General features: G+C 64.5%; 19 protein-coding genes. 13 read left to right on the top strand and 6 right to left on the bottom strand.

Features of this window, described 5'->3' with window-relative positions; all coding sequences use genetic code 11:
* The first annotated feature begins 126 nt into the window (after positions 1-126).
* The 6 genes from OKW30_RS15280 (at position 127) to OKW30_RS15255 (ending at position 8988) form a co-directional block, all read left to right on the top strand.
* Positions 127-2346 carry a GNVR domain-containing protein gene (locus tag OKW30_RS15280; RefSeq protein WP_184074244.1) on the top strand — a complete coding sequence of 740 codons (2220 nt, stop codon included), beginning with the start codon at positions 127-129 and terminating at the stop codon, positions 2344-2346.
* A 142-nt stretch (positions 2347-2488) separates the two neighbouring features.
* The gene (locus OKW30_RS15275) at positions 2489-3589 is read left to right on the top strand and encodes a glycosyltransferase (RefSeq protein WP_184074243.1); all 1101 of its coding nucleotides are present in this window, start codon (positions 2489-2491) and stop codon (positions 3587-3589) included.
* Positions 3590-3593: 4 nt separating this feature from the next.
* Positions 3594-4799, top strand: a complete 1206-nt coding sequence (locus OKW30_RS15270; protein WP_184034284.1) for a hypothetical protein — start codon at positions 3594-3596, stop codon at positions 4797-4799.
* Positions 4800-4957: 158 nt separating this feature from the next.
* Complete coding sequence (locus OKW30_RS15265; protein ID WP_090803220.1) at positions 4958-5872, top strand: glycosyltransferase family 2 protein; 915 nt, start codon at positions 4958-4960, stop codon at positions 5870-5872.
* Positions 5873-5930: 58 nt separating this feature from the next.
* Positions 5931-7667, top strand: coding sequence for a hypothetical protein (locus tag OKW30_RS15260; protein WP_429347032.1), 1737 nt, complete (start codon positions 5931-5933; stop codon positions 7665-7667).
* A 31-nt stretch (positions 7668-7698) separates the two neighbouring features.
* A complete protein-coding gene (locus OKW30_RS15255; protein ID WP_429347031.1) occupies positions 7699-8988 on the top strand; it encodes an oligosaccharide flippase family protein in 1290 nt (429 codons plus the stop codon).
* Between the two features lie 126 nt (positions 8989-9114).
* Here the strand turns inward: OKW30_RS15255 and OKW30_RS15250 are convergent, their stop codons facing one another.
* Positions 9115-10326 carry an MFS transporter gene (locus OKW30_RS15250; RefSeq protein WP_184055477.1) on the bottom strand — a complete coding sequence of 404 codons (1212 nt, stop codon included), beginning with the start codon at positions 10324-10326 and terminating at the stop codon, positions 9115-9117.
* A gap of 228 nt (positions 10327-10554) precedes the next feature.
* On the opposite strand from OKW30_RS15250, the gene xdhA reads away from it, so the two are divergent.
* Genes xdhA through xdhC form a run of 3 tightly spaced genes read left to right on the top strand, consistent with a single transcriptional unit; the run spans position 10555 to position 15098 of the window.
* Entirely contained in the window at positions 10555-12072 is a 1518-nt protein-coding gene (gene xdhA, locus OKW30_RS15245; protein ID WP_429347030.1) for a xanthine dehydrogenase small subunit, read from the top strand.
* Positions 12073-12106: 34 nt separating this feature from the next.
* Complete coding sequence (xdhB, locus tag OKW30_RS15240) at positions 12107-14476, top strand: xanthine dehydrogenase molybdopterin binding subunit (protein WP_184074237.1); 2370 nt, start codon at positions 12107-12109, stop codon at positions 14474-14476.
* Positions 14477-14507: 31 nt separating this feature from the next.
* Positions 14508-15098 (top strand): xanthine dehydrogenase accessory protein XdhC, encoded by a 591-nt coding sequence (xdhC, locus tag OKW30_RS15235; protein WP_429347029.1) that lies wholly within the window; start codon positions 14508-14510, stop codon positions 15096-15098.
* Here the strand turns inward: xdhC and OKW30_RS15230 are convergent.
* The 3 genes from OKW30_RS15230 to OKW30_RS15220 form a co-directional block, all read right to left on the bottom strand.
* Positions 15095-16045 carry a LysR family transcriptional regulator gene (locus OKW30_RS15230; protein ID WP_184074233.1) on the bottom strand — a complete coding sequence of 317 codons (951 nt, stop codon included), beginning with the start codon at positions 16043-16045 and terminating at the stop codon, positions 15095-15097. The two genes, xdhC and OKW30_RS15230, sit on opposite strands and share 4 nt — an antisense overlap.
* A gap of 200 nt (positions 16046-16245) precedes the next feature.
* Positions 16246-16902: a 2-hydroxychromene-2-carboxylate isomerase gene (locus OKW30_RS15225; RefSeq protein ID WP_184074231.1), complete on the bottom strand. Its 657-nt coding sequence runs from the start codon at positions 16900-16902 to the stop codon at positions 16246-16248.
* 161 nt (positions 16903-17063) lie between these two features.
* Positions 17064-18467 carry a TAXI family TRAP transporter solute-binding subunit gene (locus OKW30_RS15220; RefSeq protein ID WP_187627364.1) on the bottom strand — a complete coding sequence of 468 codons (1404 nt, stop codon included), beginning with the start codon at positions 18465-18467 and terminating at the stop codon, positions 17064-17066.
* Between the two features lie 563 nt (positions 18468-19030).
* Here OKW30_RS15220 and OKW30_RS15215 point away from each other — a divergent pair.
* Together OKW30_RS15215 and OKW30_RS15210 are read left to right on the top strand one after the other, a co-directional pair.
* Positions 19031-19375 (top strand): BON domain-containing protein, encoded by a 345-nt coding sequence (locus OKW30_RS15215; RefSeq protein ID WP_184074227.1) that lies wholly within the window; start codon positions 19031-19033, stop codon positions 19373-19375.
* A 348-nt stretch (positions 19376-19723) separates the two neighbouring features.
* Positions 19724-19972 carry a hypothetical protein gene (locus OKW30_RS15210; protein WP_184041125.1) on the top strand — a complete coding sequence of 83 codons (249 nt, stop codon included), beginning with the start codon at positions 19724-19726 and terminating at the stop codon, positions 19970-19972.
* 41 nt (positions 19973-20013) lie between these two features.
* Here the strand turns inward: OKW30_RS15210 and OKW30_RS15205 are convergent, their stop codons facing one another.
* Positions 20014-20802 (bottom strand): sulfite exporter TauE/SafE family protein, encoded by a 789-nt coding sequence (locus OKW30_RS15205; protein WP_429294573.1) that lies wholly within the window; start codon positions 20800-20802, stop codon positions 20014-20016.
* Between the two features lie 246 nt (positions 20803-21048).
* A complete protein-coding gene (locus tag OKW30_RS15200; protein ID WP_429347028.1) occupies positions 21049-21708 on the bottom strand; it encodes a LysE family translocator in 660 nt (219 codons plus the stop codon).
* Positions 21709-21829: 121 nt separating this feature from the next.
* Between OKW30_RS15200 and OKW30_RS15195 the strand changes: the two genes are divergently transcribed.
* Positions 21830-22087 (top strand): hypothetical protein, encoded by a 258-nt coding sequence (locus OKW30_RS15195; RefSeq protein WP_429347027.1) that lies wholly within the window; start codon positions 21830-21832, stop codon positions 22085-22087.
* Positions 22088-22566: 479 nt separating this feature from the next.
* A complete protein-coding gene (locus tag OKW30_RS15190) occupies positions 22567-23496 on the top strand; it encodes a 3D domain-containing protein (protein WP_429347026.1) in 930 nt (309 codons plus the stop codon).
* Positions 23497-23810: the final 314 nt, after the last annotated feature.

Here is a 23810-nt window from a genome sequence, read left to right as displayed (position 1 = left end):
AAATCAGCTACCCCCGTCCGATCGAGGCGGTCAGCTCGCTGGACACAGGCGTGACTGGATGCGGCGACGTGCCGGTCCCGGCGCCAAGAACAAGTGGCAAACCGTCGAGACTTTGGGAGAACTCGCATGAACCAAAGCAGTGCACCATTCGATAGCCGGAACAACAACAGCGAACATGCGCCGGCAGGCTTCGCGAATTATCTGGATGCGCTGTACGACAATCGCAAGCTGATTGCCATCACGACGGCCATCGCGGTCGCGCTCGGCATCGCCTATTCGGTGTTCTCCCAACCCGTGTATCGCGCGGACATTCTGGTGCAGGTCGAGGAGAACGCGGGTACCTCGTCCAGGAGCGTGATCGGCGACGTGTCCGCGATGTTCGACGTGAAGACCGCGACGTCAGGCGAGGCACAGGTGATCGGCTCGCGCATGGTGGTGGGCCGCGCGGTCGACAAGCTCAATCTCGACATCGAAGCGGCGCCGCGCTACTTCCCGCTGTTCGGCCGCTGGCTCGCCCGTCATTCCGATCACCTCTCGACGCCGGGACCGCACGGCTACGTGTACGGCAACGAGCGCATCACGGTGTCGAAATTCGACGTCCCCGAAGAGCTATTCGACCGTCCGTTCGTGCTGAAGATGGGCGAGGGATCGAGCTACGAGTTGCAATACGGCAAGCTGAAGCTCGAAGGCACGGTCGGCCAACCGCTGAGCGCGACGACCAACTACGGGCCGCTCACGCTCGTCGTCGACCGGATCGAGGCGAATCCCGGCGCGACCTTCGAAGTGCGGCGCCAGTCCGCGCTGACGACGACCGAAAAGCTGCGCAAGGAACTGACGATCTCGGAAAAAGGCAAGGAATCGGACATCCTCGGCGTGTCGCTCGAAGGTAGCGATCCGAAGAAGATCAGCGCGATTCTCGCGACCATCGCTGGCGAATACGTGAGCCAGAACCTGAAGCGCAAATCCGAGGAAGCGGAGCGTTCGATCCGTTTCCTCGAAATACAGCTTCCGGAAATGCGCCAGCAGCTTTCCGCTTCGGAAACGCGCTTCAACGACTTCCGCGCGAAGCATGGCACCGTCGATCTCGGCGAGGAAGCGACCAACCTGCTGCAACTGTCGGTTCAGGCGCAGACGCGGCTCGCGGAACTTCAACAGAAGCGCAATGAACTGCTGACGCGCTTCACCGACCAGCATCCGGCCGTGCAGTCGGTCAACGCGCAGTTGCATGCGGCGCAACAGGAAGCGAAAGATCTCGCGAGCCGGACGCAATCGCTGCCGCCGCTCGAGCAGAACGTGCTGCGCCTGCAGCGCGACGTGCAGGTCGGCACCGAGCTCGATACGTCGCTGCGTAATACGCTCGAACAGCTGAAGCTGATCAAGGCGGGTAAGTCCGGCAACGTGCGCATCGTCGACGGCGCCGTCGCGCCCGATACGCCGGTGCGGCCCAAGCCGCTGCTGATCATCATCGGCGCGCTGATGCTGGGCGTGTTCGTCGGCGCGGTGATCGCGCTCGTGCGTCAGCGTCTGTTCGACGCGATCGACGATCCGTACGAAGTCGAGCTGCGCACCGGTTTGCCGGTCTACGCGAGCGTGCCGTTCAGCCGTCAGGAAGAGCGGTTCGCGCACAGCCGTCGCCGTCCGGAATCGAAGGCGCTCGTGCTCGCGGGCGAAGCGGTGATCGATCCGGCCATCGAAAGTCTGCGTGGCTTTCGCACCGCGCTCGAATTCACGATGACCAAGGCGCGCAACCATATCGTGCTGATCACGGGCCCGACGCCGGGCATCGGCAAGTCGTTCGTGTCGCTCAATCTCGCCGCGGTAATCGGTGCGACCGGCAAGCGCGTCCTGCTGATCGACGGCGACCTGCGTCGCGGCTTCCTGCATCGGCATCTCGGCGGCGATCGCGGTCCTGGCCTCACCGATCTGATCCAGGGCGCGTACCGTCCCGAAGAGCTGATTCGCGCGACCCGTTTCCAGGGTGTCGACTTCATCGCGAGCGGCCGCCAGGTTGCGAGCCCGAGCGACGTGCTGTCGAACACACGGCTCGAAGCGGTGCTGCGCCAGGTCGCGACCGGCTACGACGTCGTGCTGCTCGACGGACCGCCGGTGCTGCTCGCCGCGGATGCGGTCCGGCTCGCCTGCGTGGCAGGTACGACGTTCTTCGTCGCGCGTCAGGGTGTCACGGGCATCGGCGAGCTGCGTGAGTCGGTCCGCCAGATGCAGAAGGTCGGCCTGCCGGTGCGCGGCGTGATCATGAACGGACTGCGGATGCGGCCGGGACGCTACAGCTACGGCTACGGACGCTATCGCTACGCGGCCTACATCTACAAACCGTACGACAGATAAGCCCGGGCGCCTGGTTCGCGACGCGCCCGCGGTGCGGGGCGTCGCGCCCGACTGGACCGATCAGAACAGCAACATGGCAATGCGAAGGGATCTTACGGCCGCGCCTGCCGAGCGCATACCGTACAGGCAAGGGACTACCCGGATGAAACAGCTATTTGTCACGCCTTTTCTGCCTCAGAAAAACGCGCCGCAAGCTGGCCACCGTTTGGCCTACGACTACCTGATCAAACTGAGCGCGGAATCTGAGCTCGACGTGCTGATCGTGTCGCGCGTGCCGGTCGACGAACAAGCCATCGAGTTTCGCGCGAACGTGCGCAACGTGTACATCCAGTACGTGAGCCGGTTCGACCTGATTCCGTCGTTCCTCGCGAATCCGCTGACTTTTTCACCGCGCCTGTTCTCGCGCTATAAGCCCGCGATCGGCAAGTTCCTCTGCGAGCTCGTCGACAGGAACCGATACGACACCGTGCGGCTCGAGTTCTCGCAATGCTTTGCGTATGCCCAGAATCTGCGCGAGCGTTTCCACGACCGCGTGAAGATCGTGATGTGCGCGCATGACTTGCAGATCCAGGTCATATTGCGCGTCAAGTCCATCGAAGGATGGCTGTTCACCCGGCAGACCTTCATGCTCGAGCAGCGTCTGCTGAAGCTGGCCGACAAGGTGCTCGTGCTGTCCAGCAAGGACGCGCAGCTGATCAACGGCCTGTACCCCGGGGTCGGCACGTTGCAGGTCGTGCCGATCTCACTGCCGGCGTTTCTGAAGGAAGTGCGGCGCTCGAAAGACACGGTCGAGAAAGGCAACATCCTGTTCTGGGGGGCGATGCAACGCCGTGAGAACGAAGAGGCGCTGCTCAATTTCGTCGACACGATTTTTCTGCCGCTGCGCCGGCGCGGCCTGCAACTGAAGCTGTTCGTGGTCGGCTCCGATCCGAGCGACCGCGTAAAGCGCCTGAACGGCGACGATATTTGCGTGACCGGCTTCGTCGAAAATCCGGGCAAGTACTTCGAGTCCGCCGATATCGGCGTGGTGCCGCTGCTGTCGGGCGCCGGCGTCAAGCTGAAGACGCTCGAAATGCTCGCGGCGAAACTGCCGGTCGTCTCGACGCCGCTCGGCGCGGAAGGCGTCGAGCACGACGGCACCTTGCTCAACGTCTGCGAAATCGATGAGTTCCAGGACGTGATCGAACGCATCTACCGCGGTGATCCGGTCAACGTCAACGCCTCCGTGGCGTATCAGGCCTGACGCCATGATCGCAACCATCGCCTATCTGCTGGCCGTCGTGCTGTGTGCCTCGCGCGGCGTGCTCGAGTATCTGATCGGCAAGGACGCCGCCTATCTGATCCAGGTCGGCGGTATCGTCGGGCTGCTCGTGTGGTACATCTCGCCGACGGCGATCGCCGCTTACTTCCGCGACGAAGGACGCCTGTCGTTCGGCTTCCTCGTGGGCATGCTGTTCTCGACCGGGCTGTCGATCGTCGCGACGCTCGCGCTCACCGGTGAGTTCGGGCCGTCCTATCTGTTCGTCTTCATCTTCACGCTGTTCATCTACTTCTACGCGATCTCGAACTATCAGAGGCGCTTCGTGCAGCCGCGCGTCGCCTATGCGGGGCTCGTGCTGATCGCGCTGATCGAGGCGGGTGTCGCGCTCGCGCAGCAGCAGAACGTCTTCCCGATCGATCTGCCCGGCGCGACGTACGGCTTCGACAATCTGCGCGCGCCGTCGCTGACCGGCAGCTATCTGCACTACCCGCTGTTCGTCGCGATTGCCGCGTCGCTGTGCGGCGTCGACTATCTGGTGCGCAAGAACGTGCTGTCGGGCCTCGCGTGCGCGGTGCTCAGCTTCGCGATTTTCTCGGCGCTGTCGCGCAGCGGCATGCTGATCATTCTCGGCACGTTTGGGCTCGCGTTCCTGCAGGCGCCGATCCAGTTCATCACGAGAAACGCGAAACTGATCGTTGCCACCGTGTTCGCGACGATGGCGATCATGATCTTCGGCGTCGCGGTGAGCAGTCAGAACGATAGTGTCGTCAACGTCGGCACCGAACGGATCATAGGCGCGACCGATCTGCAATCGGACGGCAACGACGGCCGCACCGAAGCATGGGAAAAGGCCAAGTCGCTCGTATTGCCGGTCAACGTGATCGCCGGCACGTACTTTGGGCTCGTCACGAACTCGGCACCCGAGCCGGTGAAACAGGAGTTCGGCGTCGTCGAATCGAGCGTGCTGCAGCAGATTCTGAATATCGGCCTGATGGGCGCGATCTTCTATTACGGCGTGCTGATATCGGTGACGAAACTCGCGAGCAGCGCGAGCCGGATTTCGTTGTGCATGTGGGCCGCTTTATTTCAGACGCTCTTCTATCAATCGATCGAAGTGATTCCGTTTGTCTTCATCCTGATGACATTGCCAGTGTTCGATTACGTGGGCGGACCGCGTGCAAACAGCACGTAGCGAACCACAAGGCAGTGCGTTCCAGATCGTCTGCATCGCGCGGACGAGCAAGTGGGTAGTCGGTAGTGCGCGCGAACAGCGCGAAGCAAGGTGCAAGAACCAGAAAGCCGTGTTTGGGGGTAATTCCACGAACACCAGATGTAAAGCAGGAGGTGGGGATGAACCTGAAGGGGATGTTTAGCGTGGTGATCGTCAATTACAACACGCCAAAACTGGTCGGAAATTGCGTGCGCTCCGTACTAGAACTTTCGATTGCGGATAAGGAGGACATCGTCGTGGTGGACAACGCTTCACCCGACAATTCGTTTTCCTATCTGAGGGAGACGCTTCCGACGGGAGTGAGGCTCGTCAAAACGTCGATCAATCGCGGCTTCGGAGCCGGCGTCAATTTCGGCATGGTCGGTTGTCTGCGCGAACTCGTGCTCGTGCTGAACCCGGACACCTATTTCGTCGATACATCGCTCGAAAACGCGGTGCAGTTGTTCAGAACGGAGAAGGATGTCGGCCTCGTCGGCCTCGATCTGGTCTATCCGGATGGCGAGCGGCAGTTTTCCGCGCGGCGCTTTTATTCGGTGCTCGACATACTCGGCCGGCGTTCGCCGCTCGGGCGGCTCGGCGCGTTCAAGCGCCGCATCGACAACCACATGATGCGCGAAGCGTGGGCCGCGGGCACGCCGTTCGAGGCCGACTGGGTGCTGGGCACGGGCTTTATCGTGCGGCGCGCGCTATTCGGCGAACTCGGCGGCATGGACGAGCACTTCTTTCTCTATATGGAGGACGTCGATTTTTGCGCGCGCATCTGGCAGGCGGGCTACCGCGTGCTGTGCGTGCCGGGCGCGCGACTCACGCACGAGCATCAGCGTGCGTCGGCAGCGGGCTTCCTGAGCAAGGCGGGGCGCCGGCATATGAACAGCTTGTGGCGTTTCAGCCGCAAGTATCGTGTGCCGCTGTTCAGACCGCCAGGCGTGCAGGGCCTGAGTCGCAGCGCGAAGGCGCGTGCGGTGCCGGTCCCCATGACCGTGAGCGCGCGTCCGGCGGCCGCCGAGCAGGGGCAAAGCATCACGGTGGACTGATGCCTGTCGATGTCTCGACGTGAAAAAAGAACGGAGTAACGCAATGGGGGAAGGCTAGATGAAAACCCGGCGACAGGCGCTCAAGACGTTCCTGCTCGGCGGCCTGGCCGGGGCCAGTGCAAGCACAGCCGATTTCGGCATCGCGCGCGCGACGGGGCACGCGCCGCGCGAGCGCGGCGCGTTCGCGAGTATGGGTAACGGCGCGGACGACGGCGCCGGCGGCATCCTGCGCGTCGCCGCGTCCGTGCCCGAGCGTGCCGCATCGGAACCGGTTGCGCCGAGCTATCTGAAGACGCTCAGCGATATCGTCGCGGGACTCGAGGTCAGCGTCGCGCGCTTCGTCGATCCGCACCGGCTGGCGGCGATCCAGCGCGGCGCGTCCGGTTACGACTGCGGCGCTGAACTCAGGGAAGCGTTCGCGAGCGGTGCGCGCGGGTTGTATCTACCGCGCGGCATCTGGCGTTACACCGGCGACCTGGCCACCGCGAACGGCTCGAGACTGCGCGGCGACGGCGGCGGCGAATACGTGGTGATCACCGACATCGCGATGGCGGCGACCGTGCTGGAGAGACAGGACTCGGGCGGCCCGAGGTCGGCGGCGCTGACGCTGGGCGACTCGGCGTTCGTCGAGCATGTGCAGGTGCGGCCCGCGCATTACGACAAGGTCATCTACTACCTCGCCAACTATCCGGCGCACACCGGCAACACGGCGATCGGCATCCACTTCGGTACGTCGGCCGGGGCTAGTCGTTGCACGGCGATCGGTTTTTCGCGCGCGGGCTACGAACTCGGCGTCACCTCGACGCTCGAGCGCTGCTATGCGTACATGTGCGAGCGCGGCTTCTACGCGACCGAGCACACCGACGGCTCGCTGATCAATTGCATCGGCATGTTCTGCCATACGGCCGGCGCCGATATCGTCGACAACTTCTGGCAGGTGATCGGCGGGCGCTGGGAATGGAACGCGCGATACGGCGTGATTCTCGGCGCGGAGTCGCTGATCGTCGGCGCGGTGTTCGATCGCAATGGCTTTGCCGGCGTCTATATGAAGAGCGGCAACTGGGGCAAGGTGGTGAACGGCAATTACTTCTCGCGCAACGGTTGCGGCGGCGACGGCAAGATCGGCCGCTGGAAATTCTCGACGCGCGGCCATCCGTCGTACCTCGATGTGCCGCCCGGTCAGAGTTGCCACATCCAGATCGATTACCAGCAGGGGGCGACGATCGTCGGCAATCGCTACCGTCCCGGCCAGGACGACGAGAACGCCGGCTGCGACGGCCCGCAGTTCGTGTACGGCAGTTCGACCGCGCCGGGCAGCACACCGCTCGACGGCATCACGATTCAGGGCAATTTCGGCGATCGCGCGGGTGACACGATCGTCGGTTACGCCAAGGCGTATCCGGGCGGCGGCGCGATCGCGGGCGGCAAGGACGCGAGCCTCGTGCATGCGCTGAATCTCGGCGTCGGCTACGAACGCGGCGGCGTCGCGGCGGCGCTGCATTGCGGAAACCAGACCGTGTCGCAGGAGACGACGCGCATCTCGATCAACGTGCTGCGCTCGACCTCGGGCCGCGTGGTGTTGCGCGCGGCTACACGCGGCCATGCTCTACTCGCCGAAATCCTGTTTGCAACCGACGCCACCGACGCCAACTACAAGACCGTGGTAAGCAATCTGATCGGCAATGCGGTGAAGAGCGCGGTGTTGAACGCAAATGGCGAAGACGATCGCTACAACAAGATCGATATCGCACTAAGTGAACCTTCTTTCGTGTCGTATTCCGTTTTTTCGACCTGAGTTTTAACCGCCTACTGCAAACAGGACGATTGTGTCGACGAGAAACGTCATCATCGCGCTGTATTCGGTGTACGCACTGAACTACGTGCTGCCGCTCGTTACGTTGCCGTATCTGTCGCACGTACTTGGGCCGGCCGGGTTGGGCGTGATCGGTTACGCGCAATCGATTTCGCAGATTCTTCTCGTCATCGTCGACTTCGGCTTCGGCCTGTCGAGCGCGCGCAAGGTGGCGGTGCACATCGATAACCCGGAGGTCGTGAACCGCATCTACTGGTCGACCACGATCGGCCGCGCGATTCTCGCGTTGCTGTGCTCGCTGGTGCTGGTCGGCTGGGCCTTCGCCGCGCACATGTCGCCGCAGGAGCGCGGTGCGACGCTGCTGGGCTCGCTCGTGATCTGGGGCGGCGTGCTGACGCCCGGCTGCTTCTACGAAGGCACACAGCGCCTGCCGGTGCTCGCGGGCACGCTACTCGCGACGCGCGTGGGTCTGCTGATTCCGCTGTTCCTGTTCGTGAGGACTCGCGACGACGTGATGCTCGCGGCCGCTTTGCAATATGCGCCGACCTTCGTGTGCGGCGTGATCCTGATGGGCGCGCTGATCTGGAAGCGCGAGATCCTGCTGACCGTGCGGGTCAGTTGGGCCGACGTGATGGCCGAGGCGAAAGAGGCGTATCACATCTTTCTCGGTTCGGCGCTGACGTCCGTGTACATGTACGCGAACGTGATCATGCTGCGCATGATCAGCGGCCCGGGCGCGGTCGGCTATTACGTGGCGGCCGAGCGACTCACCAACGCGCTACGCGCGTGCACGGCGCCGGCCATCCAGGCGTTCTTTCCGAAGATCTGCGTCGCTTACGAGCGCAACGACATCGCCTATATCCACAAGGTCAACCGCGGCTTCATGGTCGCGTTCGCGGCGTCGGCGGTGCTGATTCTGGTTGGCTTTACGGTGCTCGGCGAATGGTTCGTCAGACGTTTTCTCGGCGAGGCGTTCGGCGAGACGTTCCGCATTTTGCGCATTCTCGTGTTCGTGCCGGCGATCGTCGGCATGACGACGACCCAGGTGATGCTGACGATCATCGCGTCGGGCAATCAGTCGTTGCTGAAGCGGATCTATATCTACGGCGCGCTGTTCCATCTGGTGCAGGCACCGATCAGCATCTACCTCTGGGGCGGTGTCGGCACCGCGTGCTCGGTGGCCGCCACCGAGCTGTTCATGCTGATCGGCGTGTACAACGTGTCGAGCCGAATCAATCACGGCCAGATCGCGGTGCGCGCGCAGACGACGATCAAGCAGGAGATGGCGGCGGAGAGAGATTAGCCGCGAGGATGGACAGCGGGATCGAATGGCCGCGGCGCGCGTCGTGAAGACTTTGCGCGTCGCGGCCTTTGCGTCAGCGCCGCGCGTTCGTTGCGCGCGTTCACTGCGAGTGCTTACTGCGAGTGCTTACTGCGCGGTAGACAGACTGGTTACTTTCGCGTTGCGCAGATACAGCACCGTCGACAGCACGACCGCCGCGGCAGCCGCGATCGCGGCAAACAGGAACACCGAGCCGTAACCGAACTCGCCGGCGATATACCCCGCCAGCGGCCCGGTAATGCCGAGCGACAGATCGAGAAACACCGAGTACGCGGACAGCGCTGCGCCGCGGCTCGCCGGCGGCACGAGCCCGACCGCCTCGACGCCGAGCGCCGGAAACACCAGCGCGAAGCCAAAGCCGGTCAGCGCGGCGCCCGCGAGCGCGATATGCGGCTCGGGCGCGAGCCACAGCATCAACAGACCCGCGCATTCGAACGAGAACGACGCGATTGCGACACGAAAGCCGCCGTAGGTCTTGATCGTGTTCGCGAACAGCAGGCGCGCGCCGATGAACAGCGTGCCGAACAGCGTCAGCGACAGCGCCGCATTCGGCCAGTGCTTCGCCGCATAGAACAGCGTGATGAAGGTCGCGATCGAACCGAAGCCGGCCGAGCCGAGCGCGAGACCCATACCGTGCGGCAGCACGCGCGTCAACACGCTGCGATACGACATCCGCTCGCCGTGCACGACCGGCACCGGCGCGATCAGACGCGCGAGGTAATAGCCGAGCCCCGCGAGCGCGATCACCAGAATGCCGAGCGCGGTAAAGCCGATCGAGCGCGAGATCATCACGCCGAGCGGTGCGCCGATCGCGAGTGCCCCGTAGGTCGCGATGCCGTTCCACGAAATCACGCGGGCGTTGTTGGAGGTGCCGACCCGGCCGATTCCCCACAGGATCGCGCCGGTGCCGCACAGGCTCTCGCCGAAACCGAGCACGAGCCGGCTGCACACGAGCAGTGCGAGGCTCAGTCCCGGCCAGCGACCGGTCAGCGCGGCGAGCAACAGCAGCACACCGCTCGCGCCGCAGCCGAGCAGACCGATCGACACCGTGCGCTTCGGCCCGAGCGTATCGGCCGAGCGGCCCGCGAGCGGCCGCGACGCGAGCGTCGCGAGGTACTGCACGCTGATCGCCGCGCCGGCCAGCACCGCGCTGTAGCCGAGGTCGCCGTGCACATAACCGGGCAGCACCGCGAGCGGAATACCGATCGCGAGGTAGCAAAGAAAGGTGAAAAAGACGACCGGAATGATCTGCAGGGTCGTCGCAAATTCGCTGCGGGCGGACGCGGAGTCGGTGGACATCGGGAAAACGAGACTTGAATTCGGCGGGAAGGCGTGATTCTCCCATGGAACCGATTCCCTTGCAGAGTTTGCTTAAAAAATGGGACGAATCAATGGCGGGTCATATCGCGCGAACAATATGTCCCCCATGCGATTCAGGCTATGGGTCAGGTTTATTGACGGTGATAGCTTTCAAACCATTGACGCGGCGTGTCCGCGCGAACACGGAACAGACGAGAGCACCGAGACATGACCGAGCCGATTCGTTTCTATCACCGCAACGCGATCCGCGAAATCGAGGACGCGCCCGTCACCCGCACGGTGCTGCAGTATCTGCGCGAGGACGCGCATTGCACCGGCACCAAGGAGGGCTGCGCCGAAGGCGACTGCGGCGCCTGCACCGTCGTGATCGGCGAGCGCAATCCGGCGGGCGGCGTCGAGTTCAAGGCGGTCAACGCCTGCATCCAGTTCGTGCCGACCCTCGACGGCCGCGCGCTCTTCACGGTCGAAGACCTGCGCCAGCCGGACGGCTCGCTGCATCCGGTGCAGCAGGCGATGGTGGACTGCCACGGCTCGCAGTGCGGCTTCTGCACGCCGGGCTTCATCATGTCGATGTGGGCGCTCTACGAGAAGCACGGCCACGAGCATGGCTGCGCGAACCGCACGGTGCCGTCGCGCGAGGCGATCGGCAATGCGCTGACCGGCAACCTGTGCCGCTGCACCGGCTACCGGCCGATCGTCGACGCGGCCGAGCGCATGTTCGACGCGCCCGCGCCGCGAGCGCCAGTCGACGTAAAGGCGCTCGCCGACACGCTCGCGACGCTCGAACGCCGCGACACGTTTCAGTACGAGCACGCGGGCCAGCGCTTCGCCGCGCCGCGCACGGTCGCGGCGCTCGCGCGGATCAAACAGCAGGAACCGGCCGCGCGCCTGCTCGCGGGCAGCACCGACATCGGCCTGTGGGTCACCAAGCAGATGCGCGAGCTCGGCGACCTCGTCTACGTCGGACAGATCGCCGAGCTGCAAAAGCTCGCAACCAATGACGACTGGATCGAGATCGGCGCCGGCGTCAGCGTCGAAAAAGCGTATGCCGAGATCGCGAAGCAGTACCCGGAGCTGACCGAAATGTGGCAGCGCTTCGCGTCGCTGCCGATCCGCAACGCCGGCACGCTCGGCGGCAACATCGCGAACGGCTCGCCGATCGGCGATTCGATGCCGGGGCTGATCGCGCTCGGCGCGCGCGTGATCGTGCGGGGCGGCGACGTCGAGCGCGAGATGCCGCTCGAAGACCTGTACCTCGCGTATCAGAAGAAGGACATGGCCGGGCACGAGTTCGTCGTCGGCCTGAAGGTGCCCGCGCGCGGCGGTGCGCGCGCGAACCTGCGGTTTCGTACCTACAAGCTGTCGAAGCGCTTCGATTCGGATATCTCGGCCGTCTGCGCGGCGTTCTCGTTCATCGCCGACGGCGACGCGATCCGCGAGCCGCGCATCGCGTTCGGCGGCATGGCGGCGACGCCGAAGCGTGCGCTCCAGGCCGAAGCCGTGCTGCGCGACGCCGAATGGCACGAGGCGACCGCGCAGGCCGCGATGCTCGCGCTCGGCACTGACTACGCGCCGCTCACCGACATGCGCGCGAGCAGCGACTACCGCCTCGAAGCGGCGAAGAACACGCTGTACCGCTTCTGGCTCGAAACGCGCGCGCGGCAGCCGCTGCCGAAGAGCGCGCTCGACGTGCGCGCGGTCGCGCCGGCCGGCGCGAGCGCCTGAGCGCCGCGCGTTCAAGGATACGGAGAACACAACCATGAACCAGCAAGCCGAACCGTTCCTGAAAGAGGTTCAGGAACTCGACGACTTCACCCAGGTGCACGTGTCGCGTCCGCACGAGTCCGCGCATCTGCACGTAAGCGGCCGCGCGACCTACACCGACGACATTCCCGAGCTGGCCGGCACGCTGCACGCGGCGCTGGGGCTGTCGTCGAAGGCGCACGCGAAGATCGTCTCGATCGCGCTCGACAAGGTGCGCGCGACGCCCGGCGTCGTCGCGGTCTTCACCGCCGACGACATCCCCGGCGTCAACGACGTCGGCCCGATCGTTCATGGCGACGATCCGATGCTCGCCGACGGCGTCGTGCAATACGTCGGCCAGCCGATGCTGATCGTGGTCGCGACGTCGCACGAGGCGGCGCGTCTCGGCGCACGGCGCGCCGAGGTGGTCTACGAGGAACTGCCGGCGGTGCTGAGCGCGCAGCAGGCGCGCGCCGCGAACCAGTTCGTGCTGCCGCCGATGAAGCTCGCGCGCGGCGACGCCGGCACAAAGATCGCGCGTGCCGCGCATCGCGAGGCCGGTGAGATGTGGCTCGGCGGCCAGGAGCAGTTCTATCTGGAAGGGCAGATCTCGTACGCGGTGCCGAAGGACGACGACGGCATGCACGTCTACTGCTCGACCCAGCATCCGACTGAAATGCAGCACCTCGTCGCGCACACGTTGGGCGTTGCATCGCATAACGTATTGATCGAATGCCGGCGCATGGGTGGCGGTTTCGGCGGCAAGGAATCGCAGTCGGCGCTGTTCGCGTGCTGCGCCGCGCTCGCCGCGTGGAAGCTGCTGTGCCCGGTCAAGCTGCGCCCGGATCGCGACGACGACATGATGGTGACCGGCAAGCGCCACGATTTCCACTACACGTACGAAGTCGGCTACGACGCAGAGGGCGTGATCGAAGGCGTCGCGGTCGACATGACCTCGCGCTGCGGCTTTTCCGCCGACCTGTCGGGCCCGGTGATGACGCGCGCGCTGTGCCACTTCGACAACGCGTACTGGCTGTCGGACGTCTCGATCGACGGCTTCTGCGGCAAGACCAACACGCAGTCGAACACGGCGTTTCGCGGCTTCGGCGGCCCGCAGGGCGCGTTCGCGATCGAGTACATCCTCGACAACGTCGCGCGCTCGTGCGGCATCGATGCGCTCGACGTGCGCCGCGGCAATCTCTACGGCAAGACCGAGCGCAACCAGACGCCGTACGGCCAGGTGGTCGAAGACAACGTGATTCACGAGCTGATCGACGAGCTCGAAGCGACCAGCGACTATCGCGCGCGCCGCAAGGAGATCGACGCATTCAACGCGAACAGCGAGATCCTGAAGAAGGGCCTGGCACTCACGCCGGTCAAGTTCGGCATCGCGTTCAACGTCACGCACTTCAACCAGGCCGGCGCGCTCGTGCATATCTACACCGACGGCTCAGTGCTCGTGAACCACGGCGGCACCGAAATGGGCCAGGGGCTGAACACGAAGGTCGCGCAGGTCGTCGCGCATGAACTCGGCGTCGGTTTCAACCGGATTCGGGTGACCGCGACCGATACCAGCAAGGTCGCCAATACGTCTGCGACGGCCGCGTCGACCGGGTCCGACCTGAACGGCAAAGCCGCGCAGGACGCCGCGCGCCAGTTGCGCGAGCGGCTCGCCGCGTTCGCGGCCGAGCGCTTCGGCGCGGGCAGCGTGAATCCGCGAGACGTGCGCTTCGCGCATGATCGCGTGATGGTCGGCGAGCTCGCCGTGCGGTTCGAGGAAGTGGTCGCGAAGGCTTATCTCGCGCGCATCCAGTTGTGGTCCGACGGCTTCTACGCGACACCGAAGCTCTACTGGGATCAGTCGAAGCTGCAAGGACGGCCGTTCTACTACTACTCGTATGGCGCGGCGGTATCGGAAGTCGTGATCGACACGCTGACCGGCGAAATGCGCGTGCTGCGCGCCGATGCGCTGCACGACGTCGGCGCCTCGCTGAATCCGGCGCTCGACGTCGGCCAGGTGGAAGGCGCGTTCATTCAGGGCATGGGCTGGCTCACCACCGAGGAGCTGTGGTGGGACGCCGGCGGCAAGCTGATGACGCACGCGCCTTCGACGTACAAGATCCCGACCGTCAACGACGTGCCGCCGGTTTTTAATGTCAGGCTGTTCAGGAACCGCAACGCGGAAGACAGCATCCATCGTTCGAAGGCGACCGGCGAGCCGCCGCTGCTGCTGCCGTTCTCGGTGTTCTTCGCGGTGCGCGACGCGGTGTCGGCGGTCGGCGGCCATCAGGTCAATCCGCCGCTCAATGCGCCCGCGACCAGCGAGGAAATCCTGAAAGCGGTCGGCGCGGTGCGGGCCGCAACGGCGGCCGCGCGGCAGGCGTGATGGCGAGTGGCCAACGAGTTGGGAGCGCAATATGCAAGCACGCCTGAATTATTGTCCGGGCGGGACCGGGTCCGAGCTTGCACCGCGGCCGGCGCCGATGCACATCGTGCTGTTCGGCGCGGGACACGTCGGCCATGCGCTCGTGCATCTGCTTGGCAGCCTGCCGTGCGTGGTCCAGTGGGTCGACGAACGCGACGAGCTGTTCCCCGACGAAACGCCGCCCAACGTGCAGGTCGAAGCGACCGACACGCCCGAGGCGATCGTCGACGCGGCGCCGCCGGGCGCGTGGTTTCTGGTGACGACGCACAACCATGCGCTCGATTTTTCGCTGGCCTCGTGCATCATGCGACGGCGTGATTTCAGCTACTTCGGCATGATCGGCTCGAACACGAAGCGCGTGAAGTTCGAGCGGCGACTGCTCGAACGAGGCGTGGAGTTGGAGCGGCTCGCGCAGATGACCTGCCCGATCGGCGTCGAAGGGATCGTCGACAAGGCGCCCGCCGCGATCGCGATTGCGGTGTGCGCGCAACTGCTGCGACTGAGGACACGGCAGGCCGCGACGGTTCATGCTTTGGGGCAGGCCGCGAACCACGTCCGCGCAACGGAGCAGATCACGATTTAGGCCATACGGCGCAACGGGGGCTTGCGCGCGACCAGCTCACCCGACACCTCGGACATCAACGTCCTCAGCCAGCCGATATCGCTCGGCCGATCCGGCTGCGAATGCCACAACTGATAGCAGCGGATGCGCGGAAATGCGATCGGCACGTCGACGACCGCGAGCGGCAACATGCTCGCGTAGTGCATCGCGAAACGCCGCGTCGTCGTGAAGATCAGATCCGATTGCAGTAGCGTTTGCGCGACGAGCCCGAAGTAGGGCAGCGTCGCGACGACGCGCCGGCTCGCCTTCGCCCGCGCGAAGCCGGTATCGATCGCGCCGCCGCGCGCGCCGCTGTAGGGTGTCGGCGCGAGATGCGGCGCGGCCAGATAGGCTTCGCGGGTGAGCGGCTCGTGTGTCAGCGGATGGTCCGCGCGCATCATGCACACGACGGTATCGGCGAACAGGTCGCTGCGCTCGAAGCGCGGATCGGGCTTCGGCCAGTTGCCGATCACCAGATCGAGTTCGCCGGCGTCGAGCGCGGCCGAATGATCGAGCAGCGGCCCCAGCGATTCGATTTCGAGCCGCGCATGCGGCGCCGCTTCGCGAAACCGCGCGATCACGGTCGGCATGAAGAAGTCGTTCAGATAGTCGGGCGCAGCGACGCGAAAAGTGCGGCGCGAGCGGCTCGGGTCGAAATCGCCATGCGGCGTCGCGACGAAATCGACATCGCGCAACACGCGCTGCGCGGCCGCGAGCAGCGACTCGCCGTATTCGGTCGGCACCATGCCCGACTTGCCGCGCACCAGAATCGGATCGCCGAGCGTTTCGCGCAGCTTGCGCAGCGCGGTGCTGATCGCGGGCTGGGTCTGGTTCAGCCGCAACGCGGTCTGCGTGACGCTGCGCTCGACGAGCAGCGTGCGCAGCACGCGCACGAGCCAGATATCGAGTGAGGCGGCGGTGTCGTCCATGATCGAAGCGTGGTGGCGCGGGCGCTGCCGATGAGCTCGCCGCGCGGCGCGCGCGTGGGGTGCGAAAGCTTAACCTTAGGCGCGTTTGCGCTTCGGCGGCATAGCGGGCACGGTATGGCCGGCATCAGCGCGACGCCTGCCGGCATCGATTCGTTCGGGCCGCAGCCGCAACCAGGGTGCGGCCCGCAGCGACCCCGGTGTCATGCCGGTGTTGGTTTGTCCGGCAGCCCCCACGGCAGCGAACTGATCCGCTTCACCTCGCGCGATTCGAGCCAGTTCGGCGTGCGCGCGCAGTACAGCACCATCGGCAGCGCGTCCTCGCCCCAGAACAGCTGATCGTTCAGACGAAACGTCGGCACGCCATAGACGCCGAGTTCGACCGCATCGGCGGTATTGCGCTGCAATTGCGCCTTCACGGCTTCGTCCTGGATCAGTTCCGGGCCGTCCGGCTTGCCGACGCGCTCGCACAGCTCGGCGAACGCTTCGTCGCTCGACGGATCGCGCCCCTCGCGCCAGATGAAGCGGAAAATCTCGCGCACGAATTGCACGTCGCCGTTCGCGGCGGTCGCGAGCAGCAGCGGCTTCATCGAATCGAACGGATGGGCGGGCGGCATTTTGTACGGGATACCGAGCTGCTCCGCGCGAAACAGCGCGTGCCGGTACATGAAGGTGCGCTTGGCGGGCACGCTGTACGCGGAGCGCTGGCTCCAGTGGCGATACAGATCGTTCAGCACGACCGGCGTGAACGCGAAGTCGAAGCCGGGCCATTTGTCGTATTGCTCGAGCAGCAGGTAGGTGAACGGCGAGACGAAATCGTAAAACCACTGCCGCTGTTGGGCGTCGATGCCAACGGTCATAAATTTCTCCCGGATTGCCTGGTGTCGGACGACGCGGAGGGCGCGTCCGTTATCTGATCAAAATTGTAGCGATCTTACGCGGTGCGGTCCCGGCTTGCACCGGTCGATATCCCCTGGTGGCGGCAGGTGGGCGTAGGTTCCGGCGGTGTCGTCAGGGGCGCTCAGCCTTTGACTTTTTCGGCCGCCTGCTCGTCGGCCTCGTCCAGCTCGCCCCGCGTGTCGCGGCTTTCCGTGAGCCGCCGCCGCACGAAGCCGATGTGCTCGCGCAGCACGTAGAACTGGTCCGCGTACGCGAGCGGCATCTTCATGCCGTTGACCGAGTCTTCGATCGCGTCGAGCTGCTCGATCAGCGACGCGCGTTCGGCCGACGAATGTTCGCCGAGCGCGCTGCGCTCGATCGCGATCAGCGCGCCGTACCAGCGATAGATGCGCGATTTGACGCGCCACGCGTACAACCCGGGCACGATGCGCAGCGCCGGCACCAGCAGCACGATCAGCGGCACGACGATCACCAGCAGGCGGTCCGCGAGACTCGCGATCCAGAACGGCAGCGTTCGGTACAGGAAGCTCTTGCCCGACTTGTAGTAGCGCGCGGCGTCGTCGGAAAGCGGGAAGTCGTGCGCGAGCGGGGCGGGGAATTCGCCGGCGCGCTGCATCGTCGTCGCGCCGCCATGCACCTCGCGCGCGGCTTCGATCAGCAGATCGGACAGCGCCGGATGCAGCGAATCGCGCGCGATCAGCTCGGCGGTCGGCGCGACGATGCTGATCGAGTTCGCCGGCAGGTTCTTGCCGAGGTCGAAGGCGCCCATCGGCACCTTCAGCTGCGTCAGGTACGGAAAGCGGCGCGTGTACGCGTCGGCCTGCGAAAAATCGTAGAAGCGCACGTTCTGCGTGCGGTAGAGCTTGCCCATCACGGCCGGCTGCGCCGAGTCGCCCGCGAGGAAGGTCGCGTCGATCGTGCCGTCGATCAGCGCGTCGGCGGCGGCGTCGCCCGTTAGCGGCAGCAATTGGGTCGGACCGCCCGGCACGATGCCGTTGGCCTTCAGCAGCGCGAGCGCGAGCTCGCGCGTGCCGCTGCCCTCGGGGCCGATCGCGAGGCGTTCGCCCTTGAACCCGGACAGCCAGTCGACGGGGGCGCCGCGGTAGAAGATCGCGAGCGGCACGTAAGCGACGCTGCCGAGCGACATCAGGCTTTTGTCCTTGTCGAGCCCGGCGGGCGCGATGCCGCTCTGCACGAAGCCGACGTCGACGTCCGCGTTCGGGTCCAACAGCCGCTTCAGATTTTCCTGCGAGCCCTGCGAGGCCAGCACGTTCAGCGTAATGCGATTGCGCGCAAGGATCGTCTTGTACTTCTGCGCGGCGATCCAGAAGGTGCTGCCGACGGGACCGGCGCTAATCGTCAGCGTATTCGGCGGGGCGGGTTGGATCAGCCGCACGGCGGCCCAGATTGCGACGATCACGAGCAGCACGAGCGGGCCGAACGAGACCGCCAGGTCGCGCCACGAGATCGCGACAAAACGGGCGACGAGATGGGTAGGGCGGGTGCGGCCGGTGTCAGGCTTCATCGGATCATCTGAAAGCGGCGGTCGATCGGGCTCGAATGCGCGAAGGCGGCTTGGGCGGCGCGCGCCAGCACGCGTCGCGCCGATGGTACCTGAGATTGGCGCGGCCGCGAAACGCGTAGCCGCCCGTCACGCCGACAAACGCGTAACAAATGGTGAGCACCGCGGTGAACGCCGGCATGAGCGCTGGCATGATGCCCGTGCAAATTCTTGCGCGACCACGGAGCGTGTCTGCTTCTATCCGGCACGCATGACGCACCCGCTGTCGGCGCGCCACGCCGCGCGCTAAATCCTTTGCGCTTCTGTGCCGGCTAGATTAAATTGTGCATCGCTACCGCGATCCAACGTTTGCGGCGCGACCCCGCCAAGACGGACAAGAACCGGTGCGTCGGCGGACGTCGCGGTTTGCCGGTTACCGGTAATCAGCCTCTCTCGCCTCTTGCACATCGTGTCACAGCCGTTGATGGCCGTCGCTCACGCGCGCGTTCGCGCGATGACGGCCGCCCGTAGTCGTAACGATGCCGCTTGTTCATGCGGTCCAATGTGAAACCAAGGAGAAGAGAGCTATGAAGACGGTCGGTTTTCTGAAAGCACTGGGTCCGGTGGTGGCGATGGTGGTGGCGTGCAACGTGTACGCCCAAAACGCTCCGGCAACCGATACGGCGTCGGCGGCAGCCGCCGTCAAGGCCGGCAAGGCAGCGAATCACGAACTTGGCCGTAAGGTGCGCCACGCGCTGACGAAGACCCAGGGTCTCGACGTGTCGCACATCGCCGTGCGCGCGCGCGGCGGCGCAGTGACGCTGACCGGCTCGGTGCCGACCGAGGGACAGATCGATGCGGCCGGCGAAGCCGCCAAGGGTGTCGACGGCGTAACGTCAGTGTCGAACAAGCTCAAAGTGGTGCAGCAGTAAGCGGTACGCGTGCGCGCGGCGCCGCAAGGCCCGCGTCGCGCGGTGGTGCGCAGCGGCTTGGGGCATGGGCGCCGTCACCGGCGTCGCGTAGACGGTTTGACGCCGCGCTTGCATCGCGTCGCGAGGTCTATCTATCAACCTGGAGGCTCCGGCATGATCGCCGGAGCTTTTTTTTCGCCGCCGGTTTTATGGCGTGGCACTCGCGAGATTTGCGGGACCGCAGCAATGCGGCTTGCCGCACGCACAGGTCCTGATGGAGGCGCGGCCGTCGCGGATTCGTGCGCTGCGACACATTACCGACGCATCGCGAGGCGTACTGTGACCAAGAGGGAAGGGGGAGCCAAGGTCATGGAAACCACGCTGTTTCGCTATATCGATCTGCCGATCGGCGATCGCGCGGCATTCGAACTGGTGTGCGCGCGACACGGTTTCGCGCCCGCGCATTTCGACATCAGCGCGAGCGCGGCACCCGGTGAGCCGGCGCACGAGCGGGTCGTCACCGTGCGGCGCGGCAGCTGGTCACAGTCGTATTACGACCGCCACGGTCAGTGGGTCAGGCAGTTCGAGGCGGATCTGACCTGCCGGTTTTTCAAATAGACACGGGTTGCGGCGTGCGCGCTTGACGCGTCTTCAGCGCCTCACGACAACACCAGCCGCACGCCGACCAGCGTCAGCGTCGCGGCGAGCAGATTGCGCAGCAGCGCGTCCGGCGCGCGCGAGGCCAGATAGCTGCCGATCGCGATGCCGGGCAGCGATCCCACCAGCAGCGACAGCAGCATCGACCAGTCGATCGAGCCGAGCAGCCAATGTCCGGCGCCCGCGAGCAAGGTCAGCGGCACCGCGTGCGCGATGTCGGAGCCGACGATGCGCGTCGTCGGCAGCATCGGATACAGCAGCATCAACACCGTCACGCCAATCGCACCCGCGCCCACCGACGTCAACGACACCAGCACGCCGAGGGTCGCGCCGGTCAGCATGGTCAGCGCGAGCGTGCGTGCCTGGCTCGGCGCGCGTTGCCTGCGCGCGCCGAGCGCCGCGAGCTGCGGACGGAACACCAGCGCGATCGCGGTAATCAGCAGCGCCGCGCCGAGCACGACCTGGATCAGCCGGCCCGCGCCAGGCGTATCCATTCCATAGCGATGCAGCAGGATCAGCGTGACGGTCGCCGCGGGCACGCTGCCGGCCGCGAGGCGCAGCGTGACCTGCCAGTCGACCGAGCCCTTCAGCCCATGCACCAGCGTGCCGGTCGCCTTGGTGGCGGCCGCGTACAGCAGGTCGGTGCCGACCGCGGTGGCAGGGTGCACCTTGAACAGCAGGACGAGGATCGGCGTCATCAGCGAGCCGCCGCCGACGCCCGTCAGCCCGACCAGAAAGCCGACGAACAGGCCGGAGACGGAGTACAGCAGATCGATGTGGGGTAGAGCCATTGAACGGACAGCTGACGCAGCGCGGGTGAAGGGTTGGGGCGGCAAGGCCGGCGTACGCGCCGGGGCGGGTGGGTGCGGTGCGCTGCACGGCCGCGTCGGCCGGCGCCTCAGCGGCGAAAGGCACTATTGTCGCAAAACTGCCGCGCCGGCGTGCGGCACTTGTTCAGGGGGAGCGCGTCGCGGCTGGCAGCGGGCTGCGTTCGGCGTGTACGGCGCTGATGTGCCGCATGGCGTGTGAGGTGCCGCTCAGAGCGCGCGGCGGATTTCGACGACGCCGAACGCCGCGAGCGTGAAGCCGACCACGCGATCGATCGCGACGCGTAGCCTGCTGCCGATCGCATGACGCGCGAGCGACACCATGGTCACCAGACAGCACCACCATGCGATCGAGCCGGCGAACACACCGCCGACGGTCGTCAGCGCGATGGCCGGCGAGAACGCGCCGCGTGGCGCGAGCGTCGTGAATAGCGCCGCGAACATGATGACGGTTTGCGGATTGGTCAGCGTCAACAGCAGCGCGCTCGCGTACGCACGCAGCGCGCCGGCGCGGCCGATCTGCGCGAGCTTGCCGCTGCCGTTGCCATTGCCGTTGCCATTGCCGTCGGCGGTTTGAGCGGGCGGCTTCTGCAGCAGCGCGCGCACGCCGAGATACAGCAGGAACAGGCCCGCGAGCAGATGCAGCGGGCGGTCGTACGCGAGCGTGAACTGCGAAATGCCGACGAGGCCGAGCGCCGCGATCAGCCCGTAGGCCGCGTCGCCGCTGGCGATGCCGAAGCCGATCGCGAGTCCCGCGCGCGGACCGCCGCTCAGCGTTCGGCGGATGCACAGCATGCCCATCGGGCCGACCGGCGCGGCGATCGCGAGGCCGACGCCGGCGGCCGTGAAAAACAGACTGGTGGTGGACATGGGCAGGTTCTCGAGCGTTGTTCTGGTTGGGGCGGTCGCCTGCGGGCAGCCGGCGCACCCGCCAGCATAGCCAGACCGGAAATCGCGGGCAAGGGCGGGGATGGGTGAGACGCGACGCGCGATGACTCGCTTCAGCGCATCGGCCAGCATGGCGATGAAAGCTAACATCGCCGCGCTCGCTTACAACGGCTTTTTTGTCAGAAAAACAAAAATGCCGCTCAGTTGCTCAACTGAACGGCATTGCGGCTCAATGCCGCTTTTTTGTTTGGCCGTGATATCGGGAAAAATTCGCCTAAAAATGAGATGGCCAGAGCAATCGTTAATATCTGTCAATGAAGTTTTGTCCCGAATTAAAATCATTGACCGTGCCCCCGTTTAGATGCTTAATTCGCCGGGTGTTTTCTGGAAAATCAAAAGAGGTCGAATGGGACAACAGAAACAGGCAGGTACCGCAGGCGAGGAAGAGTGCCAGGTTTGTCGTGTCACCTATTCAATATACGCAAACTTCCCGCCAATACCGTCTGCAATGGCGATGAACGTCGAAACTGGCGAATGGTTTCCGCAGGATAGGCTTCGGTCGTATTCGACCGGTTACGAAATGGCCGACGCCCTGGGTTATGCATGGGCGTGCGATTGCCGCGGTCGCACGGCAGCCTCAGCGCTGACGTCGAAAATTCGCACTCACGACGAGTATTACGTGCTCAAAAAAAGCGATGGCCAACCCCTCGCCAACGTGCGTTACAGAATTGTCGTTGACGGTAAACGGGTGATAACGGGAACCACAAGCCGGAGCGGACACACTGTGCGCGTAGTTACTCGCGGAACAGCAAGCCTCAAACTTCAATTGGAGAAATAGGAATGCCGGAAAGTCCGGATTGGCTAACGGTTCACGACACCGCGTGTACAAACACGAACCCGAACTCATGCGTTGAAGTTCGGATTGCAGCGAACCTGTTGTCGTGGAATATTCCAGCCAATAGTTACGGCGACAAGTTGCCTGTCATTCCCTCGTCATCACGTGTGTTGCGCGGCAAGATTCTGTACCATCTGGCTATCCAGGCCGCAGTGAAAAGTCGTCGAGGAGATTCGGTTTTCGGGCGTACCCTATCGATCAGGAGCAACCGTCCGAGCGACACAATACAGATTTCAGGTCCGACCGATTTAGACGGTTGCGCGACGGTTATTCTCGAATCGCGCGAACCCGGGGATTTGACACTCACCGTAGCTGACGAAGATATAACCTCGGTCCCGCTGCGTTTGAGGTTCAAGGACGCATGGTACGAGAGCACGTTTCTTATTACGGGGTATCACGTTTGCTTCGAACAGGATTTTACAGGTGAAGTTGTGATTGCTCGCGGAACCAACGATCAACACAAGCGCGATTTTCTCTATGGCGCGCGAGGCGTTGTCATGCAGGGAACTGGTAAAGCATCTAACGGGCGCTATATTCGACCAATACAGGTGAATTCAGGTTGGCATAGAAATAGTCACGGCAATCGCGACTATCTCAACAACCCGGATGGCGTAGCCTTCGCTTACACGGATTCAGTGCAAGGCGCATTCGGACCGGTTACGGAGAATCGTTCGATAGCGGTCGATCCTAACGTCATACCGAAGCACGCTCAAGTCGAAATAGAGATCGTCGGCAGACGCTTCGCCGATGATACTGGCAGCGCGATTACCGGCCATCACATCGACAATTTCGTCGGTGCGGGCGCCGTTGTCCAGTCCCCTTGGGAGCACGGGGCGGTAAACAATACGCAGCGCAAAGTTAAGTATATTGGATGACCGTCGAGGAATAGAGTTATGAGTAAACAACGCTTAGCACATAGACTCAGCGCCGGGTTATTTTGTACGTTGCTTGTTCCGACTGTCTACGCTGACGGGTCGATTAGCTTCAACGATTACATCGTGCCGATGCTGAAGGATCGCCCCCAATTTAAGGAATTTATACTGCAATCGTTTTCGGTTACGGATACGGGATGGGGGATCCGGATAAATAGTCCGACAATGCCCCATATGGGCGGCGCGCGAATGGGACCATACAGATTCCAGGCTATCTGGCATAGTTCGCGTGGCGACACTCCTGTTACTCTTGTAAT

Origin of the sequence: Paraburkholderia sp. Clong3 (genome assembly GCF_050436485.1) — a bacterium.
Lineage (GTDB): Bacteria > Pseudomonadota > Gammaproteobacteria > Burkholderiales > Burkholderiaceae > Paraburkholderia > Paraburkholderia tuberum.
The sequence above is the reverse complement of the archived record's forward strand: the minus strand, read 5'-3'. Positions and strand labels throughout refer to the sequence as shown.

Excerpts from the sequence above, each read along its gene's own strand:
- OKW30_RS15190 (WP_429347026.1), top strand. The coding sequence starts at position 22,567 with ATGCCGGAAAGTCCGGATTGGCTAACGGTTCACGACACCGCGTGTACA.
- OKW30_RS15195 (WP_429347027.1), top strand. The coding sequence starts at position 21,830 with ATGACTCGCTTCAGCGCATCGGCCAGCATGGCGATGAAAGCTAACATC.
- OKW30_RS15280 (WP_184074244.1), top strand. The coding sequence starts at position 127 with ATGAACCAAAGCAGTGCACCATTCGATAGCCGGAACAACAACAGCGAA.
- OKW30_RS15225 (WP_184074231.1), bottom strand. The coding sequence starts at position 16,902 with ATGACCGTTGGCATCGACGCCCAACAGCGGCAGTGGTTTTACGATTTC.
- xdhB (WP_184074237.1), top strand. The coding sequence starts at position 12,107 with ATGAACCAGCAAGCCGAACCGTTCCTGAAAGAGGTTCAGGAACTCGAC.
- OKW30_RS15260 (WP_429347032.1), top strand. The coding sequence starts at position 5,931 with ATGAAAACCCGGCGACAGGCGCTCAAGACGTTCCTGCTCGGCGGCCTG.
- OKW30_RS15270 (WP_184034284.1), top strand. The coding sequence starts at position 3,594 with ATGATCGCAACCATCGCCTATCTGCTGGCCGTCGTGCTGTGTGCCTCG.
- OKW30_RS15205 (WP_429294573.1), bottom strand. The coding sequence starts at position 20,802 with ATGGCTCTACCCCACATCGATCTGCTGTACTCCGTCTCCGGCCTGTTC.
- OKW30_RS15250 (WP_184055477.1), bottom strand. The coding sequence starts at position 10,326 with ATGTCCACCGACTCCGCGTCCGCCCGCAGCGAATTTGCGACGACCCTG.
- xdhC (WP_429347029.1), top strand. The coding sequence starts at position 14,508 with ATGCAAGCACGCCTGAATTATTGTCCGGGCGGGACCGGGTCCGAGCTT.
- OKW30_RS15200 (WP_429347028.1), bottom strand. The coding sequence starts at position 21,708 with ATGTCCACCACCAGTCTGTTTTTCACGGCCGCCGGCGTCGGCCTCGCG.
- OKW30_RS15265 (WP_090803220.1), top strand. The coding sequence starts at position 4,958 with ATGAACCTGAAGGGGATGTTTAGCGTGGTGATCGTCAATTACAACACG.
- OKW30_RS15220 (WP_187627364.1), bottom strand. The coding sequence starts at position 18,467 with ATGAAGCCTGACACCGGCCGCACCCGCCCTACCCATCTCGTCGCCCGT.
- OKW30_RS15210 (WP_184041125.1), top strand. The coding sequence starts at position 19,724 with ATGGAAACCACGCTGTTTCGCTATATCGATCTGCCGATCGGCGATCGC.
- OKW30_RS15215 (WP_184074227.1), top strand. The coding sequence starts at position 19,031 with ATGAAGACGGTCGGTTTTCTGAAAGCACTGGGTCCGGTGGTGGCGATG.
- OKW30_RS15230 (WP_184074233.1), bottom strand. The coding sequence starts at position 16,045 with ATGGACGACACCGCCGCCTCACTCGATATCTGGCTCGTGCGCGTGCTG.
- OKW30_RS15275 (WP_184074243.1), top strand. The coding sequence starts at position 2,489 with ATGAAACAGCTATTTGTCACGCCTTTTCTGCCTCAGAAAAACGCGCCG.
- xdhA (WP_429347030.1), top strand. The coding sequence starts at position 10,555 with ATGACCGAGCCGATTCGTTTCTATCACCGCAACGCGATCCGCGAAATC.